Source organism: Leifsonia sp. NPDC058230 (genome assembly GCF_042882245.1).
In the GTDB taxonomy this organism is placed as follows: domain Bacteria; phylum Actinomycetota; class Actinomycetes; order Actinomycetales; family Microbacteriaceae; genus Leifsonia.
The window spans coordinates 274,086-290,546 of record NZ_JBHVWM010000004.1 but is presented as its reverse complement, the minus strand read 5'-3'; the positions used below and the strand labels follow the sequence as shown (position 1 = coordinate 290,546).

Genomic DNA, 16,461 nt, shown 5'->3' with positions numbered 1-16,461 from the left:
TTCCACCCGAACCCTCCAGGGAGAACCACCTGTGACCGCATCCGATCGCGCCCGCGAGATCCTGCAGCTCGCTGCGAAGGCGGCCGACTCGAAGGGCGCCGAAGATCTGGTTGCTCTCGACGTGTCGGGACCGCTCCCGCTCACCGACATCTTCCTGCTGGCCACCGGCCACGTCGAGCGCAACGTGGTGGCCATCGCCGGGGAGATCGAGGACCAGCTGAACGAAGCGGGCGTGAAGACGTTGCGCCGTGAAGGTCGCGCCGAGGGCCGCTGGATTCTGCTCGACTTCGGCGACCTCGTGGTTCACGTGTTCCACGAGGAGGACCGGATGTACTACTCGCTCGAGCGACTCTGGAAGGACTGCCCGGTCGTTCCGCTGCAGCTTCCCGTTCACGAGACGGCGGACTAGTCGGGCTTCGGCTTTCTCTCAGGTTCGCCTGAGAGGTCTCTCATGTTGGCCTGATCCACTGGTCGGACCAACTGAATGGAGCTGCCGATGAAGTGCCCCACCGACAACGCCACCCTCGTCATGAGCGAGCGCAACGGAATCGAGATCGACTACTGCCCGGAGTGCCGTGGAGTCTGGCTCGATCGAGGTGAGCTCGACAAGATCATCGATCGATCGCCGAATGGTGCGCTACCCGCGCAGCCCCAGTACGCGGCGCCGGCGCAACAGCCGCAGTATCCGGCGCAGCAGCCGTATTCCGCACAGCAGCAGCACTCGGGACAGCAGCCGTACCGCAAGAAGAAGGAGAACTGGCTCAGCGAACTCTTCGACTGAGCAGACACGCCCGGCGCGCTCCGGCCATTTTTTGCTGCGGGCCCCGATGTAGTACGCTTGATGAGTTGTCTTCGAGAGATCGAGTGCAACTTCTGGGTCTGTGGCGCAGCTGGTAGCGCACCTGCATGGCATGCAGGGGGTCAGGGGTTCGAGTCCCCTCAGATCCACCGAAAATCCCTGGTAAGAAGCGAATTCCGCTGCTTGCCAGGGATTGTTTCGTTGTGCCGAGACCGGAAATGTCGGGTTTTGGCCGGCAATTGGGGTAGACGAAGAACGACCTGTCCCGGTCCGGGCGCTCGTGCAAGCCGGGGTCGTTCACGACGAAGTGATCGAGGTTTGACGCGGAGGCGATCGCGTGGGCTCCAGACGGTGCCGTGTTCATCCGGTTTACGCTGGATGGCGCACGGTTCGCTGAGTTCGTACGGTTGTGGGTGAACGCGGTCCGACGGCGCGCGCAGCACTCAGGGCAGGAGGATTGATCGCCGTCGAACCCAGCCACCCGGACTCGAGGTTGCTTTGCGCTTGGCTTGACCCGCGAATCGCCGCTAAGCGCCCGAGGTTCGCGGATTGGAAGCGCGCGAGGTTGGCGCACCTTCATGCGGCTGGGGAGCGGCGCTAATCTCGGCAAAGCATACGGCCACGACGCTTAGATCGTCGCGCAGTCGGTACCCGGCAGGCGTTCGCGAGCCGGCTGCGCGAGGTACTGGACGACGATAGGTAGCCGGGCTACGCGTCGGGGCCATCATTAGGGCCCATTCTCGAACACAGGCGCAATCTTGGACGTTCGGGAGACACGCCTCGGACTCGACTTCGCTACCGACGCCGACACCCTAGGCGAGATAGCCTGTGCACCATGAGGTGGTTGCGCAAGGCAGGCTGCTTTATTCTCTCGGCCGTCGGCATCGTCGGTGTGCTCGTCGCACTGAGCGCGTGCAGCTCGCCGCCGACATCGCGCCCCTCACCGCAAACGCAATCGCCGGCCGCCGAAGCGATGCCATCGCCCTCCCCGATGGCCGTCGACACGATCGTCGTGCATCCCACCGGCATCGACCTCACCGCTTCCGGAGTCGTCCAAATGTCGCTCGCCTACACGGCTACCGCAGAGCTGTTCACGTCCCAGCTCGCGGCCGCAATCGGCACCCCTGCGAAGGTGACGGATCGCCCGTCGCGGGACTACCGCGAAGCGGACTCGACTTCCTACGAGTGGCCCGGGTTGATGATCGTGGACGAGCACCGAAAAGAGGGGGGTCCCGGGCCGTCGCCGTCGGGGACGCAGACTCTATCGTTGACGGCGACCCAGCCGACTATCGGTCGCGGCATCGCGATTCAAACAGTGCAAGGGATCAAGCCCGGCGACACCGTCGCCTCGGCAGCGGCCAAGTTGGGAGTGGACCCGGCGGCGTCCGAGTACTTCGCGATCCCCGCCGAGACGGGTCCAACCCTCGGACCGCCGGCCGTGCAAGGCGAGTTCAACGCTAATGCGGTGGGGGTCGAGCAGGCGGTCGCGGACCCCTCAGTGGTGAGCATTTTCGCGCCTTACAACTTCGGCGACGGCCACGACATCTGAGCCGACCCGCAGGTTAGTTGAGCGAACACCAAAAGTTCTGGAGTTCAGCAATCGAATCCGAGCTCATCAAGCCCGCAAACACTCAGTCGGTTCGACCTTGCAAGCGAATTGATCCTTGCGCTGAAGCCTATGTCCTTGGTCCCTGCGACCATTCCTCTATACATACGGTTGATCGGAGGGCGGGATGCGGGGCGAGGCGACCGTGTTGCACGCCGACCTCGAGGCGTTCTACGCCTGGTCGAGCAGCGCGACGCGCCCGAGTTGCGTGGCCGGCCAGTCATCGTCGGCGGAGGCGTGGTGCTGGCGGCAAGCTACGAGACCAAGGCGCGAGGTGTGCGTAATACTTGCATAGCTTGCAGGGGGTCAGGGGTTCGAGTGCCCTCAGATCCACACTTCGAAGGCCGACTGCCCGTATTTTCGCGGAAGTCGGCCTTCTCTAGTTCTGTGGGACCCGCTACCCGACTCGGCGTCGCAGGGACAGCGCGAGCATCGAAATCACGACGAATGCGGCGGCGGTACTCATGACTGCGGTCATTCCGCCGAACCCCTGGGCAAGTACGAGGATGGCGATTCCCACCGATCCGCCGAGTTGCAGGGAGGTGCCCAGCATCCCCGAGGCGCCGCCGGCGATGTGCGGCTCGACGGTCGACATGACGGTCGTATTGATCGCGAAGAAGACGCCTCCGACGCCGAGCCCGATCAGGACCATCGCAAGCGCGAGCACCGGGTTGAGTGAGGTGTAGCTGTCGAGCGGAACCAGGAGGAGTATCCCGACCAGCATGAGACTCGTCGAGGTCCAGACGACTGCGCGGACTCCGATTCGATGGATCGCCCGGCTGACGGTGAGGGCGGTGGGGAGCTGCGGCACAGTGAGGAACAGGAAAGCGGCACCGATTGCGATGGGTGCCAAGTGCAGCGTCCCGCCGAAGAACTCCGACAGGAAGAAGATCACGCCCGTCACGGCGCCGCCGAGCAGAGCGTTCGCGACGAACGCGCCGACTCGCGCGGGATCCATGAACAAGGCGACGGGGAGGAGCGGGTTCGTCGCGCGGCGCAGGTGGGCGACGAGCCCGATCAGCGCTAGGGCTGCGACGGCGAAAGCTATGATCCAGATCGCGTCGATCGCGACGTGTGCGCCCAGCTCGACGAAGCCGAACACCAAACCGAGTGCCGCGAGTGTTGCGAGGACCGCGCCCAACAGATCCAGACGGCCGCGCTGTTCCGGCCTGAGCGCAGGCAGCATGGTTCTGTTGAGAACAACCAGCACGACGGCGACGGGAATGTTCAGGATGAAGATCCATCGCCAGTCGAGCCATTGCACGATGATGCCGCCGAAGATCATTCCTGCCGAGAGGCCGACGCCTGTCACGACGCTGAACCAGCCCAGAGCCCGACTGCGCGCTCGACCCTCGTACAGGTTGGTGATAACCGCCAAGACTGCGGGCGAGGCGAGTGCGGCGCCCAGTCCCTGGAGGGCGCGGGCGAGGATGAGGAGACCCGGGACGACCGCTGCGATGACCACCGCGACCGTGAACACCGACAGACCGAGGACCATGGCTCGGCGGCGTCCGATGATATCCCCGAGCCGTCCGCCCACGATCAGGAAGCCGCCATACGCGAGAAGGTAGGCATTCACGACCCACGAGAGCGTGGCCGGGGTGTAGTGGAGGTCGTGTTGAATGCCGGTGAGGCCGACATTCACGACCGCGACATTGATTGCGATCAGTAGTTGCGTGCAGAGCAGGACGGGGAGAGCTGCGCGGTGTGTGCGCGCTCGGGCAGAGACGGGTGGTGCGATCTTCGACATGAATTCCTCGGAATGGTAATTGGACGATTAGTCCATTTCAACTCACCAGCCAATATGGACCAATCGTCCAGTTGTGTCAAGTACGATGCCGATATGAGTACGACTCCACCTGCCGAACCTCGTCTTCGCGTCGATGCCCAGCGCAATTACGACGCTGTGCTCGCCGCCGCGCACCGCCTGTTCGCCGAGCACGGCATCGACGTGCCGATGGATGAGATCGGAAGGGAGGCAGGGGTCGGCAAGGGCACGCTCTACCGGCACTTCCCGACGAAGGACCATCTCTACGCTGCCGTGTCGCTCGAGCGGTTCGCGCGCCTGCGGGACCGAGCCGACGAGCTCGCATCCCAGGCGGATCCCTGGGATGCGCTCGCGTCGTGGGTCCGAGATTTCGACCTCAGCGCGCACCACTACCGCGGTCTGAGCGGGAGGGTCAGCGAAGGACTGGGGCGGGAGGACTCCGAGGTCTCGCGCGCCTGCTTGCCCATGCGTGCCCGCGCTGACGTGCTTCTTCGTCGTGCGCAGGATTCCGGGGAGATGGATCCGAACATCGATATCAAAGCCCTGCTGACACTGGTGAGCTCACTGCCCGATTCGTACCGAGACGGCGACGGTTCGAGCAACCTGCTCGATGTGGTGCTGAACGGCCTGCATAGAGCGCCTTCGCCGCCTCCGACGCACGGCTGAGTCGTGGCGGGTCGCCGCTAACCCCGTGATTGGGCACGCAATATCCCGGCTGGCCAAAATGCGTACAGTAAACTTCTGGACAGCCGTTATCTCAGCCCAAGGGAATTCCTCCGATGACCGATCTGCCACGCCGGCACCAGGGTGCGCGCGGTGCGACCGCTATTCGTCACGGCCGACTTCCCCGGCGCCGCGCCGTCGGCACGATCGCGAAGATCTTCGCGGCTGCTGTCGCTGTCGTCGCGGTGAGCGCGACATCCGTCGCCGCCTATGCGGTGTGGGATGTGACGCGCTCGGTCAAGCCGACCATCCACCTGGCCGCACCCGTGCCGGGCACCAAGGCCCAGTCGATCCCGAGTGTCGCCGCCATCGAGGGTGGTGTCAATCTCCTCATCACCGGCACGGACAGCCGGAGTGGACTCGGGGGCATCTACGAGACCAGGGCCGAACAGAATGCGAGCTCGGGAGCGGGCAACAACGATGTGACGATGCTGCTTCACATCGCCCAGGATCACAAGAGCGCGGTGGTCGTCAGCTTTCCCCGTGACCTGATGGTGCCCATCCCGCGCTGCCCGGCACTGAACGGCAAAGGCACGATCGGCGCGTCGACGTATGCGCAGTTCAACACCGCGCTGTCCCGTGCGGGCGTGCCCTGCGTCGCGTTGACCGTCCAGAAACTCATGGGAGTCACCATCCCGTACGCCGCCGAGATCAACTTCGCCGGAGTCAGCGCGATGTCCACGGCCGTGGGCGGGGTCACGGTGTGCCTGGCGACGCCGGTCAAGGACAAGTACACCAATCCGGCGTTGAACCTTCCGGCGGGCGAGAACACGCTGGTGGGCGATCAGGCGCTGTCGTTCCTACGCAGTCGGCACGGGGTCGGCGACGGGAGCGATCTCGGCCGCATCAGCAACCAGCAGGTGTTCCTTTCGGCGTTGGCCCGCAAGGTCGTCTCGGGGGGCGTGCTCGGGAATCCGTTGCAGTTGTACAGTCTGGCCAAGGCTGCGACCAACAACATGAAGCTCTCCGACACGCTCGACCCGACCACCATGGTGCAGATCGGCCTTGCGCTGAAGGATACGGGTCTCGAGAACGTGGTGTTCGTGCAGTACCCGTCGGTGACCGATCCGGACAACGTCAACCGGGTCATCCCGTACAAGAGCGCCGCCGCCGCGCTGAGCAACGCCCTCGTCGAAGACGTCCCGGTGGTCCTGACCGGAAAGACGGGCAGGGCCGCGGAGGATCCCACCGCGGGGTCGACGCCGACACCCACCGTGCCTCCGGCCGATCCTGCGGTTCCGCCGACGCCGCCCGCGTCCGTCGACCCGTCCGCACAAGCGACGCCGGGAACGTCGACCCCCGTCGCGCTACCGCCGTCGATCACCGGGCAGACTGCAGCTCAGCAGACCTGCACCAAGGGGAACAACTAGGCGCTCTCGACGCGCTCGCGCGACGGTGTGCCCGCACTCGCCCGCTGGATGCCGGCTGGTGTTGCCATACCGGTCCGCTCACCGTTAACTGAGAACATGACGGAGAGCAAGACGGCGCCCAGCGGGCGCATGACGTCGCTGCAGCGGCGCGTTCTGGTCGTCGCGATTCTGGCCAGCTTCGTGGCGTTTCTCGACGGAGCGGTCATCAATGTCGCCCTGCCGGCGATCGAAAGGGAACTGGGCGGCGGGCTTCCGCTGCAGCAGTGGGTGGTCGACGCGTACCTGTTGTCGCTCGGGTCGTTCATCCTGATCGCCGGTTCGCTGTCGGACGTATTCGGTCGTAAACGGATCCTCTACGTGGGCCTGATCGGCTTCGGGATCACCTCGCTGTTGTGTGCGTTCGCTCCCTCCGGCATCTTCCTGATCGTGGCGAGGGCATTACAGGGCGTCGCGGGCGCACTTCTCGTGCCGAGCTCGCTGGCGATCATCATCTCCACCTTCTCCGGGGCGGCTCAAGCCAAGGCGATCGGTCGCTGGACGGCCTGGACGGGAGTCGCCATGATCGCAGGCCCCGTGCTCGGCGGGGTGTTCGTCGACACGCTCTCGTGGCGCTGGGTGTTCGCCATCAACGTCGTGCCGATCGCGGTCACGCTGGTGCTGATGACGACCCTCAAGCAGCCGGACAAGGGCACGGGCGGTCACGTCGACATTCTCGGGGCGGTTCTCGGATCTGTCGGTCTGGCAGGCACGGTCTACGCTCTGATCGAGCAGGGCGTCTACGGCTGGGGGAGTCCGCAGGTGCTGATCCCGCTCGTCCTCGGCCTGCTGTGTCTGGCGGCGTTCTTCTTTGCGGAGACCCGTGTGAAGCGGCCGATGCTGCCCCTCGGTCTGTTCAGGGTGCACAACTTCTGGGTCGGCAACATCGCCACCGCGCTGGTCTACGGAGCCCTGGCCTTCGGCCCGCTGATGGTCACGCTCTTCCTCCAGCAGGTCGCCGGATTCGGAGCGACGCAGGCCGGCTTGGTGTTCATCCCGTCGACGGTGTGCATGCTGTTGCTCTCCGGCTTGTTCGGGGGACTCGCAGGCAAGTACGGTCCGCGGTTGTTCATGGCCGTCGGCCCGATCGTCGCGTCGCTCGGGTTCCTCTGGCTGCTCACGATGGGCGACGATGCCAACTTCTGGCTGCATCTGCTGCCCGGAGTGCTCCTGTTCGGTGTGGGGCTGTCGATGACGGTAGCGCCGCTCACGTCCGCGATCCTGGGCGCGATCCATCCGGCTCAGGCCGGAATCGGCTCGGCCGTCAACAACGCTGTCTCGCGGATCGCCGGACTGATCACGGTGGCGATGGCCGGCCTCATCATCGGACAACAGCTCGATCGGGCGGGACTGGATCGTGCGCTCATCTGCACGGCGGGCCTCATGATCGTGGGCGGTCTGGTGTCGGCCGTGGGCATCCGCAACCACGAGCCGCCGGCGCCGCCGATTCAGACCACGACGGACTGACCGGCGAGCGCAAGCATCGCCACGTCGATGATCGCGCACGTCATGATCAGCTGCATGAGCAGCCGGGTGGGGGATCGGCGGAACAGGAGGACGACGCCGAGCGCGGCGACCGCGAGGCCGATCACGAGGCCGACGATCAGCAGCGGTTGCGGCGGCCAGCCCGGCCCGAGGGTGATGAGGATCGTGGCAGCGGCCAGGCAGCCGAACGCCAACAGACCGCTCGGTACCGCGCCGAGCCGATGGGGCAGGCCCCGGATGCCGGTGGCGGCATCGTCCGCGAGGTCGGGCAGCACATTGGTGACGTGCGCGGCGACACCGAGAAGGGCGCCCGCGGCGAGCACCCACGGCGCAGGGAAGGCGGGCTCGACCTGGCCGAGTGTGGCGATGGCTGGGAGGAGACCGAAACTGATCGCGAACGGCACGAACGAAACGACCGTCGACTTGAGCCCGAGGTTGTACGCCCACCCGCCCGCAATAGCCACGAAATGGGCCAGCACTGCGAGCAGCCCGAGGACGGCGGTGACGAGGAGGGCCGCCGCGAGCGCGACGAAGGCGGCGGCCCGCACGACGGATGCGCCGATCGCGCCCTGGGCGGCCGGCTTGTCCGAGCGCTGGACCGCCGCATCCCGTGCCGCATCGAGCCAGTCGTTCGACCAGCCGATCGAGAGCTGGCCGAGAAGAATGGCCAGCGCGAGGATCGCCAGGCGCGGCGGGGAGTAGCCGAGGCCGATACCCAAGACGGTGGCGACGACCGTGACGACCACTGTCGGGCCGGGATGACTGGCGAGAATCAGTGCGGTCGCCTTGTTCGCCATGGTCGCAATGCTAGGCCGAACTCTGTGAATGTAAAAGACTTGCGTACTCTTGCAAGGAATTGCGTATGCTGGGCCCCATGTCGAAACGTCTTGCAGAGGTCGCCCGCAAGGTCGGAGTCAGCGAAGCCACCGTCAGCCGGGTGCTCAACGAGAAGCCCGGCGTCTCGGAGGCGACGCGACAGGCGGTGCTGACCGCCCTGGACGTCCTCGGATACGAGAGGCCGAGCAAGCTCCGGGGCGAGCGTGCCCGGCTGGTCGGCCTTGTTCTGCCCGAGCTGCAGAACCCGATCTTTCCGGCCTTCGCGGAGGTGATCGGCGGCGCCCTCGCCCAGAACGGCTACACCCCGGTGCTCTGCACGCAGACCGCGGGCGGCATCTCCGAGTCCGACTATGTCGAGCTCCTGCTGCAGCAGCAGGTCTCGGGCGTGGTCTTCGTCGGTGGTGCGTACGCGCAGCAGGATGCGTCGCACGAGCACTACGGCCGCCTGACCGACCTCAATCTGCCGACCGTGCTCGTCAACGCGCCGGTGTCGGAACTGAATTTCGCCACGGTGTCCTGCGATGACACAGTCGCCACCTCGCAGGCGCTCAATCACCTGCGATCCCTCGGGCACGAGCGGATCGGGCTCCTGCTCGGGCCGCGCGACCACGTTCCGTCTCAGCGCAAGCTGGCTGCAGCCCGGCGCATCTTCGAGACCTGGGGCATCCCGCTCGACGACGATCTGATCGTCCACTCCCTCTATTCGCTCGAGGCGGGCCAGGCTGCGGCAACGCGGCTGTTGAATGTCGGGGTGACAGCGATCGTCTGCGCGAGCGATCCGATGGCGCTCGGAGCCATCCGGGCGGTGCGCCGCGCCGGCCTGTCCGTGCCCCAGGATGTGTCGGTCGTCGGGTACGACGACTCGGCTCTGATGAACTGTACGGAACCTCCGCTCACCACCGTGCGCCAGCCGATCGAGCCGATGGGGCGCACGATCATCGAGCTGCTGCTGCGGCAGATCTCGAGTGATTCGGCGATCTCGGACGAGCTCTTCTTCGAGCCCGAGTTGGTCGTCCGCGGCTCGACCGGACCGGCGCCCGTGTCGTAATTGTTATGCAATTCAGCGCAACTGTACGCAAATGAATTACTCATTGTTGAGTTCTTGCGTTGATCTGTCCTTAACGCTACTTTTGGCCTGACGACGACGGCGCCGGAGGTTCGGTGCTGTCGCACGCCGACGACCGAACCGTCGACTGCCCCGGGCCAACCCGCGGGGGTCGCCCGATGCGTAAGGACTCCGAGTGGACCTCCCCGTGCTCGCCGCTCAGCCGACTACCACTGCGCCCGCCGCAGCCTCAGCGCCGGCGGCCCCGCACCTCGCGCCATCGCAGAGCGACCCGCTCTGGTGGCGCAGCGCGGTGATCTACCAGATCTACATCCGCAGCTTCGCCGACGGAAACGGTGACGGGATCGGCGACCTGGCGGGTGTGCGTCAGCACCTCGGCTACCTACGCGAACTCGGCGTCGACGCGATCTGGTTCACGCCCTGGTACGAGTCCCCACTCGCCGACGGCGGCTACGACGTCGCCGACTACCGCAAGATCAATCCGGCCTTCGGCGACCTGGCCGAGGCCGAGGCGCTCATCCAGGAAGCGCTGGCGCTCGGCATCCGCACCATCATCGATGTCGTCCCCAACCACATCTCCGACCAGCACCCCTGGTTCCAGGCGGCACTGGCGGCCGAGCCGGGATCGCCGCAACGCGAACGGTTCTGGTTCCGTCCCGGCCGCGGCGAGAACGGCGACCGGATGCCGACCGACTGGGTGTCGAACTTCTCCGGTGAGACCTGGACCCGCACGACCGCTGCCGACGGCACCCCCGGCGAGTGGTATCTGCACCTGTTCACCCCGCAGCAGCCCGATCTGAACTGGAACCACCCGGAGGTACGCGCCGAACACGAGGCGATCCTGAAGTTCTGGTTCGATCGAGGGGTCGCGGGCGTGCGGATCGATTCCGCGGCGCTGCTCGTGAAGGACGACGCGCTGCCCGAAGTACCGGAGCACCCAGGACCCGGAGAGCACCCCAACCAGGACCGCGACGAATTGCACGAGATCTACCGCGGCTGGCGGAGCATCGCGGATTCCTACCCGGGGACACGCGTGCTCGTCGGAGAGATCTGGCTGCCCGAGATCGACCGCTTCGCGATGTACCTGCGTCCCGACGAACTCCACACGGCCTTCAATTTCGACTTCCTGGCCCGGCCGTGGAACGCTGCGGAGTTGCGCGAGTCGATCGACGCGACACTCGAGGCGCATGCGCCCGTCGGTGCACCCAGCACCTGGGTGCTCTCGAACCACGACGTGACCCGGCCGGTGACCCGCTACGGCCGCGAAGACTCCTCCTTCGCCTTTCTCAAGAAGCGCGCCGGAACCCCGACGGACCTCGCAGCCGGACAGCGCAGGGCACGCGCGGCAGCGCTGTTGACGGCGGCGCTTCCCGGATCGCTGTACATCTATCAGGGCGACGAGCTCGGCCTGCCCGAAGTCGAGGACCTTCCCGCCGACCGGCTCGAGGACCCGATGCACTTCCGCTCGGGAGGCGTCGATCCCGGACGCGACGGCTGCCGGGTTCCCCTGCCCTGGCGCGGCGTTCATCCGCCATTCGGGTTCAGCCCCGCGAACGGGGCGGCGGAGCCCTGGCTCCCGCAACCGGAATCGTGGTCGCACCTCACGGTCGAGGCCGAGCAGAGCGATGCGAACTCGATGCTGTGGCTCTACCGGCAGGCTCTGCGCATCCGCCGCGCAGAGTCCGACCTGGGCGACGGCGCACTGACCTGGCACGAGAGCCCTGAGGGGACGCTGTCCTTCGCGCGGGGCGACCGATTCCTGAGCGTCACCAATCTCTCGCAGGAGGCGATCGCTCTGCCCGAGCATGTCGCCATCCTGCTCAGCAGTAGCCCGCTGGTCAGCGGGCTGCTGCCCCCGGACTCCACGGCGTGGCTCAGAACACAGCACTAGCCGCCGGAGCGTGCGGCACCCCAGCCGCGACACCGCACCACCCGCACCACACCATCATCGAAAGGAACCGACAATGAGGTCACCAAGATCCGTCGCCGCGATCGCAGCTCTGACGATCGCCGGTGTCGGCCTGCTCGCCGGATGCTCCAGTTCCGGCAGCGGCGACGACGGCAAAGTCCACATCACCGTCGCGAGCCTGATCCCAGGCAGCGACAAGGCAGCATTCAAAGCGTTCGACGACCGCGTCAAGGAGTTCGAGAAGGCGAACCCGAACATCGTCGTCAAGTCCGAGGAGTACCAGTGGACGGGGCCGACGTTCTCGACCCAGCTCGCCGGTGGAACTCTGCCCGATGTCTTCAATGTGCCGTTCACCGACTCGCAGTCCCTGCTGCAGGCCGGACAGCTGGCCGACATCACCGCAGAGGTCAACAAGCTCTCGTACGCGGACAAGTTCAACGAGAACGTTCTCGCCGTCGCCAAATCCGGCGACAAGATCTACGGCATCCCGTACGGGCCGTACGCGATGGGGCTCTCGTACAACCGCGAGATCTTCACCAAGGCCGGCCTCGACCCGGACAAGCCGCCGACGACCTGGGATGAGGTCCGCGAGGACGCCAAGATCATCTCGGAGAAGGTCCCCGGCGTCGCCGGCTACATGCAGATGACGCAGGGCAACACCGGCGGCTGGATCCTCACCACGACGACCTACGCGCGCGGAGGCCGCATGGAGGTGTCCGAAGGCGGCAAGACGAAGGTCACCACCAACAACCCGCAGACGAAGGAGGCGCTGCAGTTCCTGCACGACGTGCGCTGGGAGGACAACGCCGCAGGCAGCAACTTCCTGCTCGACTGGAGCGGTATGAACCAGGCGTTCGGCGGTGGGCAGGTCGCGATGTACCCGAGTGGTTCGGACGTTCTGACCTCGCTCGTGCAGCAGAACAACGTCGACCCGAAGAACTACGGGCTGACCACGCTTCCGCTGGCGGACTCGGACGATGCAGGAGCGCTCGTCGGCGGTAACGTCGCCGCTGTCAGCCCCAAGTCGAGCGCGGCCGAGAAGGAGGCTGCTGTCAAGTGGATCGACTTCTACTACATGCAGAAGCTCCTCGACGAGAAGCAGGCCGTGGCTGACGCCAAGGTGCTCGCCGCATCGAACCAGCCGGTCGGCGTTCCGACGCTGCCGGTCTTCGACAAGGCCACCTACGACCAGCAGATGTCGTGGATCCAGCCCGAGGTGAACATCCCGCTCGAGAACGTCGCACCGTTCACGGACAAGATCTTCGACACGAACCTCGTGCCCGAGCCGAACAAGCACACGCAGGAGCTCTATGCGGCGCTCGACTCGGTCGTGCAGGCCGTGCTCACCGATCAGAACGCCGACATCGACGCGCTGCTGACGAAGGTCGACTCCGACGTTCAGAAGCTGGTCGACGCCGACAAGTAATCCGGCACCCGGCAACACGGGCTGGCGGGGCGTGACGCGCCCCGCCAGCCTTCGGCCGCATCGGGCGGCCTCCGACGACCTGACACGCAGAAGCTACAGAAAGCGCACACCATGACAGCGATCGACCGGTCGAGACCGGCCAACGCCGACGTCCCTCCGAAGACCGGAAGCAGGCAAGCGACCCGTCGCACGCCTGTGACCTGGCTCCGCGGCGGGGGACTGAGCAACCTCGTCTTCCTCCTGCCGATGCTGATCATCTTCGGGGTCTTCTCGTGGTGGCCGATCGTGCGCAGTGTGGTGATGAGCTTCCAGCACACGAACCTCGTCAGCGCACCCACCTTCGTCGGCTGGGACAACTTCGTGCAGGTCGTGAATGACCCCTTGTTCTGGACAGCGGTGGGTAACACGGGCTGGTTCGCCCTCCTCGCATTGATCCTCGGCTATCCGATCCCACTGATCGCTGCCGTGCTGATGAGCGAGGTCAAGCGGGCGAAGGGGCTGTACAGCGCACTCGCGTACCTCCCCGTGGTCGTGCCGCCCGTCGTGGCGGTGCTGCTCTGGAAGTTCTTCTACGACGCCAGTCCCACCGGTGTCTTCAACACGATCCTCGGCTGGGTGGGCATCCCGCCGCAGCCGTGGATCCAGGATGCGACGCAGGCGATGCCGTCGCTCGTGGTCGAGGCTACGTGGGCTGCCGCCGGCGGAACGATCATCATCTATCTCGCCGCGATCACCGGCGTGGCACCGGAGCTCTACGACGCCGCCGAGGTGGATGGCGCCAACATCTGGCAGAAGATCTGGCACGTGACCATGCCGCAGTTGCGCGGCATCCTGCTGATCACACTGATCCTTCAGATCATCGGCACCGCGCAGGTGTTCCTTGAGCCGTTCCTCTTCACCGGCGGCGGCCCGGTGAACTCGACGGTCACCGTGCTGCTGCTGATCTACCGGTACGCGTTCCAGAACAGCCTGGGCGGCGACTACGGCGCGGCCACCGCGCTGAGTCTGCTGCTCGCCCTGTTCCTGGCCGTGCTCTCGCTCGTGTACTTCCGCCTCACCAAGTCTTGGAGCCAGAATTGACGACTTCGACCGATCTCACTCCCGAAGTCATGAACGTGATGACCGGTGAACTCGAGGACTCCGGGATCGCTCCCGGGTCACCCGGGGGTCGTAAGCGGCGTCGCCGCAAGGGCCGGCGCGCCGAGGAGTCCGGCGATCGCGGCATCCTGTCACCGTCCGATCTGCGGCGCCCGGGAATCAAGTGGGGTACGCGCGTCGTGCACGTCGTGCTGCTCGTGTCGCTCATCGTGGTCGGCCTCGGGCCCCTGCTCTGGCTCGCCAAGTCGGCGATCACGCCGACCCAGGACACGCTGCGCACGCCCATGGCGCTGTTCCCGAACGGCGTCGACTGGGCGAACCTCTCGACGGCCTGGTCGACGGTCCACATCGACGTCCAGTTCATGAACACGATCTGGGTCGCGCTCGGCTCATGGGTGATGCAGATCCTCGTCGCCACGACGGCCGGCTACGCCCTGAGCGTGCTCAGACCGAAGTACGGCAAGGTGATCTACGGCCTGGTCCTCGGCACTCTCTTCGTGCCGTCGGTCGTGCTGCTCGTGCCGCTGTACCTGACCATCCTCAACCCGCCGCTGCTCGGTCAGTCGCTGATCAACACCTTCTGGGCGGTGTGGTTGCCCGCCGGCGCGAGCGCATTCAACGTCGTGCTGATCAAGCGCTTCTTCGACAACCTCCCGCGGGAGATCTTCGAGGCGGCGCGCACGGACGGGGCCGGTCCGTTCCGGCTGTTCTGGTCCATCGTGCTGCCCATGTCGAAGCCGATCCTCGGAGTCGTCTCGGTCTTCGCGATCATCGCGGCGTGGAAGGACTATCTGTGGCCGCTGCTCGTGCTGCGGGACCCGGCCATCCAGCCGCTCTCCGTGCGCCTCCCCACCCTGCAGCAGGCGATCCAGCTCGACGTCTATCTGGCGGCGCTTGCGATCTCGACGCTCATCCCGATCGTGCTGTTCCTCGTGTTCCAGGGGCTGTTCCTGCGCAGTGCCGGGCTGGGCGGTGCGGTCAAGGGCTGACCACCACGGGACGTCCCGGTCGGGAGGCTAGGATCGAGCGATGATCGGGCTTCCCAGAGCGCGGACGCGGGCGCGGACGGTCGCGCTGGTCGCGTCGGCCCTGGTGCTGGCGCTCGGTGCTTCCGGATGCGCTGCGAGCACATCCGGAAGCCTGCAGAGCCCCACGCACACCGCCGGCCCGACACGCACGCCGACTCCGACACCGACCGTCGACCCGGTCACGGCGTTCGCCCGCGCGAGAGTGGCGACCATGACCCTGAGGGAGCAGGTCGCCAGCCTCTTCATGCTCCACCAGCCGGGGACGGACGGGGTGGCGCTCCGGTCGTTCATCGACCAGTACGGCGCCGGAGGCATGATCCTGATGGGCGACAACATTCCGCCCACCCCGGAGGCTCTTGCCGCTCAGACCGCCGCGATGACCTCCGATCCTCTCCTCCCTCCGCTGATCGCCATCGACGAAGAAGGCGGTGACGTGACGCGCCTGCCGTGGGACACCCTGCCGGGCGCGACCGCGCTGAGGGCGCAGCCCGCGGAGACGACGCAGTCGGTGTTCGCGCAACGCGCGGCGCTGTTGAAGAACGCGGGAGTCACGGTCAACTTCGGCACCGTCGCGGATGTGACCGCGGACCCTCGCTCGTTCATCTTCGACCGAGTGCTCGGAACGACGCCCAGCGAGGCTGCTCCGCATGTCTCGGCCTCGGTCGCGGGGGAGCGCGGCACGGTGTTCTCCACCCTGAAGCACTTTCCCGGGCACGGGGAGACCGATGCCGACTCTCACCTCACTGTGCCGACGACCCCGGTCTCGATCCAGGGGTGGACGGCTCAGGACGCTCCGCCGTTCGCGGCCGGGATCGCCGCGGGGGCAGAGTTCGTGATGTTCGGGCACCTCGTGTACAGCGCCGTCGACGGAGCACCCGCGTCGCTCTCGACGGCGTGGCATAGCATCCTGTCCGAGCAGCTGGGGTTCCACGGCGTCGCGATCACCGACGACATGCGGATGCTGCAGGACACAGGGCTTCCCGAGTACCAGAATCCCGTCGAGAACACCGTGCGCGCCCTTGCGGCGGGCAACACGATGGTGCTGTTCGTGCTGCCGGCGAACCCTGCAGCCTCGGGCCTCGACCCGAACGCCCTCGTCGACGGGGTGGTCGCGGCAGTGCAAGCGGGGCGCATCCCGGCCGCCCAGATCGAGACGGATGCCCGGAAACTGCTCGAGCTGCGCCGGTCACTCGGGTCAGAATAGTGACGCGTCAACTTTTTTTCGGAGAATCGGAATAGATCCGATATCTATGCGCTTGCATGTACTCGAGGGGAACGAGAATCGCCTCGACCACGACTCTTGAGGAGAA

At 66.1% G+C, this 16,461-nt stretch carries 14 protein-coding genes, 1 tRNA gene and 1 pseudogene; 14 read left to right on the top strand and 2 right to left on the bottom strand.

Annotated features, from left to right (window positions below):
- Window positions 1-31: 31 nt before the first annotated feature.
- The 5 genes and pseudogenes from rsfS to ACFVV0_RS14410 form a co-directional block, all read left to right on the top strand.
- Window positions 32-409, top strand: a complete 378-nt coding sequence (gene rsfS, locus ACFVV0_RS14430; RefSeq protein WP_387064324.1) for a ribosome silencing factor — start codon at window positions 32-34, stop codon at window positions 407-409.
- 87 nt (window positions 410-496) lie between these two features.
- Complete coding sequence (locus tag ACFVV0_RS14425; RefSeq protein ID WP_387064321.1) at window positions 497-781, top strand: zf-TFIIB domain-containing protein; 285 nt, start codon at window positions 497-499, stop codon at window positions 779-781.
- A gap of 94 nt (window positions 782-875) precedes the next feature.
- A tRNA-Ala gene (locus ACFVV0_RS14420) sits at window positions 876-948 on the top strand.
- Window positions 949-1,634: 686 nt separating this feature from the next.
- Window positions 1,635-2,348 (top strand): hypothetical protein, encoded by a 714-nt coding sequence (locus tag ACFVV0_RS14415; RefSeq protein ID WP_387064318.1) that lies wholly within the window; start codon window positions 1,635-1,637, stop codon window positions 2,346-2,348.
- Between the two features lie 184 nt (window positions 2,349-2,532).
- A pseudogene (locus ACFVV0_RS14410) lies at window positions 2,533-2,687 on the top strand (DNA polymerase IV); the annotation flags it as partial.
- Window positions 2,688-2,802: 115 nt separating this feature from the next.
- On the opposite strand, the gene ACFVV0_RS14405 reads toward ACFVV0_RS14410, so the two are convergent.
- The gene (locus ACFVV0_RS14405; RefSeq protein WP_387064315.1) at window positions 2,803-4,155 is read right to left on the bottom strand and encodes an MFS transporter; all 1,353 of its coding nucleotides are present in this window, start codon (window positions 4,153-4,155) and stop codon (window positions 2,803-2,805) included.
- A gap of 93 nt (window positions 4,156-4,248) precedes the next feature.
- Here ACFVV0_RS14405 and ACFVV0_RS14400 point away from each other — a divergent pair, with 93 nt between their 5' ends.
- The 3 genes from ACFVV0_RS14400 to ACFVV0_RS14390 all read left to right on the top strand — a co-directional run bounded on the left by ACFVV0_RS14400 (window position 4,249) and on the right by ACFVV0_RS14390 (window position 7,769).
- Window positions 4,249-4,839 (top strand): TetR/AcrR family transcriptional regulator, encoded by a 591-nt coding sequence (locus tag ACFVV0_RS14400; RefSeq protein WP_387064312.1) that lies wholly within the window; start codon window positions 4,249-4,251, stop codon window positions 4,837-4,839.
- Window positions 4,840-4,952: 113 nt separating this feature from the next.
- On the top strand, window positions 4,953-6,266 hold the full coding sequence (locus ACFVV0_RS14395) for an LCP family protein (protein WP_387064309.1): 1,314 nt from the start codon (window positions 4,953-4,955) through the stop codon (window positions 6,264-6,266).
- A gap of 96 nt (window positions 6,267-6,362) precedes the next feature.
- Entirely contained in the window at window positions 6,363-7,769 is a 1,407-nt protein-coding gene (locus ACFVV0_RS14390; protein WP_387064306.1) for an MFS transporter, read from the top strand.
- Here the strand turns inward: ACFVV0_RS14390 and ACFVV0_RS14385 are convergent.
- A complete protein-coding gene (locus ACFVV0_RS14385) occupies window positions 7,751-8,584 on the bottom strand; it encodes a UbiA family prenyltransferase (RefSeq protein ID WP_387064303.1) in 834 nt (277 codons plus the stop codon). The two genes, ACFVV0_RS14390 and ACFVV0_RS14385, sit on opposite strands and share 19 nt — an antisense overlap.
- 77 nt (window positions 8,585-8,661) lie before the next feature.
- Between ACFVV0_RS14385 and ACFVV0_RS14380 the strand changes: the two genes are divergently transcribed.
- The 6 genes from ACFVV0_RS14380 to ACFVV0_RS14355 all read left to right on the top strand — a co-directional run bounded on the left by ACFVV0_RS14380 (window position 8,662) and on the right by ACFVV0_RS14355 (window position 16,355).
- Entirely contained in the window at window positions 8,662-9,672 is a 1,011-nt protein-coding gene (locus ACFVV0_RS14380) for a LacI family DNA-binding transcriptional regulator (protein ID WP_387064300.1), read from the top strand.
- A gap of 193 nt (window positions 9,673-9,865) precedes the next feature.
- The gene (locus tag ACFVV0_RS14375; protein WP_387064297.1) at window positions 9,866-11,581 is read left to right on the top strand and encodes an alpha-amylase family glycosyl hydrolase; all 1,716 of its coding nucleotides are present in this window, start codon (window positions 9,866-9,868) and stop codon (window positions 11,579-11,581) included.
- A gap of 73 nt (window positions 11,582-11,654) precedes the next feature.
- The gene (locus ACFVV0_RS14370) at window positions 11,655-13,025 is read left to right on the top strand and encodes an ABC transporter substrate-binding protein (protein ID WP_387064294.1); all 1,371 of its coding nucleotides are present in this window, start codon (window positions 11,655-11,657) and stop codon (window positions 13,023-13,025) included.
- Between the two features lie 111 nt (window positions 13,026-13,136).
- On the top strand, window positions 13,137-14,105 hold the full coding sequence (locus tag ACFVV0_RS14365; RefSeq protein ID WP_387064291.1) for a carbohydrate ABC transporter permease: 969 nt from the start codon (window positions 13,137-13,139) through the stop codon (window positions 14,103-14,105).
- Window positions 14,106-14,143: 38 nt separating this feature from the next.
- On the top strand, window positions 14,144-15,112 hold the full coding sequence (locus ACFVV0_RS14360) for a carbohydrate ABC transporter permease (RefSeq protein ID WP_387065189.1): 969 nt from the start codon (window positions 14,144-14,146) through the stop codon (window positions 15,110-15,112).
- A 40-nt stretch (window positions 15,113-15,152) separates the two neighbouring features.
- Window positions 15,153-16,355, top strand: a complete 1,203-nt coding sequence (locus tag ACFVV0_RS14355) for a glycoside hydrolase family 3 N-terminal domain-containing protein (RefSeq protein WP_387064288.1) — start codon at window positions 15,153-15,155, stop codon at window positions 16,353-16,355.
- Window positions 16,356-16,461: the final 106 nt, after the last annotated feature.

What these genes read in the sequence shown, in the direction of transcription:
- ACFVV0_RS14395 (WP_387064309.1), top strand. Translation starts at nt 4,953, where the DNA reads ATGACCGATCTGCCACGCCGGCACCAGGGTGCGCGCGGTGCGACCGCT.
- ACFVV0_RS14360 (WP_387065189.1), top strand. Translation starts at nt 14,144, where the DNA reads ATGACCGGTGAACTCGAGGACTCCGGGATCGCTCCCGGGTCACCCGGG.
- ACFVV0_RS14380 (WP_387064300.1), top strand. Translation starts at nt 8,662, where the DNA reads ATGTCGAAACGTCTTGCAGAGGTCGCCCGCAAGGTCGGAGTCAGCGAA.
- ACFVV0_RS14365 (WP_387064291.1), top strand. Translation starts at nt 13,137, where the DNA reads ATGACAGCGATCGACCGGTCGAGACCGGCCAACGCCGACGTCCCTCCG.
- ACFVV0_RS14405 (WP_387064315.1), bottom strand. Translation starts at nt 4,155, where the DNA reads ATGTCGAAGATCGCACCACCCGTCTCTGCCCGAGCGCGCACACACCGC.
- ACFVV0_RS14385 (WP_387064303.1), bottom strand. Translation starts at nt 8,584, where the DNA reads ATGGCGAACAAGGCGACCGCACTGATTCTCGCCAGTCATCCCGGCCCG.
- ACFVV0_RS14425 (WP_387064321.1), top strand. Translation starts at nt 497, where the DNA reads ATGAAGTGCCCCACCGACAACGCCACCCTCGTCATGAGCGAGCGCAAC.
- ACFVV0_RS14400 (WP_387064312.1), top strand. Translation starts at nt 4,249, where the DNA reads ATGAGTACGACTCCACCTGCCGAACCTCGTCTTCGCGTCGATGCCCAG.
- ACFVV0_RS14370 (WP_387064294.1), top strand. Translation starts at nt 11,655, where the DNA reads ATGAGGTCACCAAGATCCGTCGCCGCGATCGCAGCTCTGACGATCGCC.
- ACFVV0_RS14355 (WP_387064288.1), top strand. Translation starts at nt 15,153, where the DNA reads ATGATCGGGCTTCCCAGAGCGCGGACGCGGGCGCGGACGGTCGCGCTG.
- ACFVV0_RS14415 (WP_387064318.1), top strand. Translation starts at nt 1,635, where the DNA reads ATGAGGTGGTTGCGCAAGGCAGGCTGCTTTATTCTCTCGGCCGTCGGC.
- ACFVV0_RS14390 (WP_387064306.1), top strand. Translation starts at nt 6,363, where the DNA reads ATGACGGAGAGCAAGACGGCGCCCAGCGGGCGCATGACGTCGCTGCAG.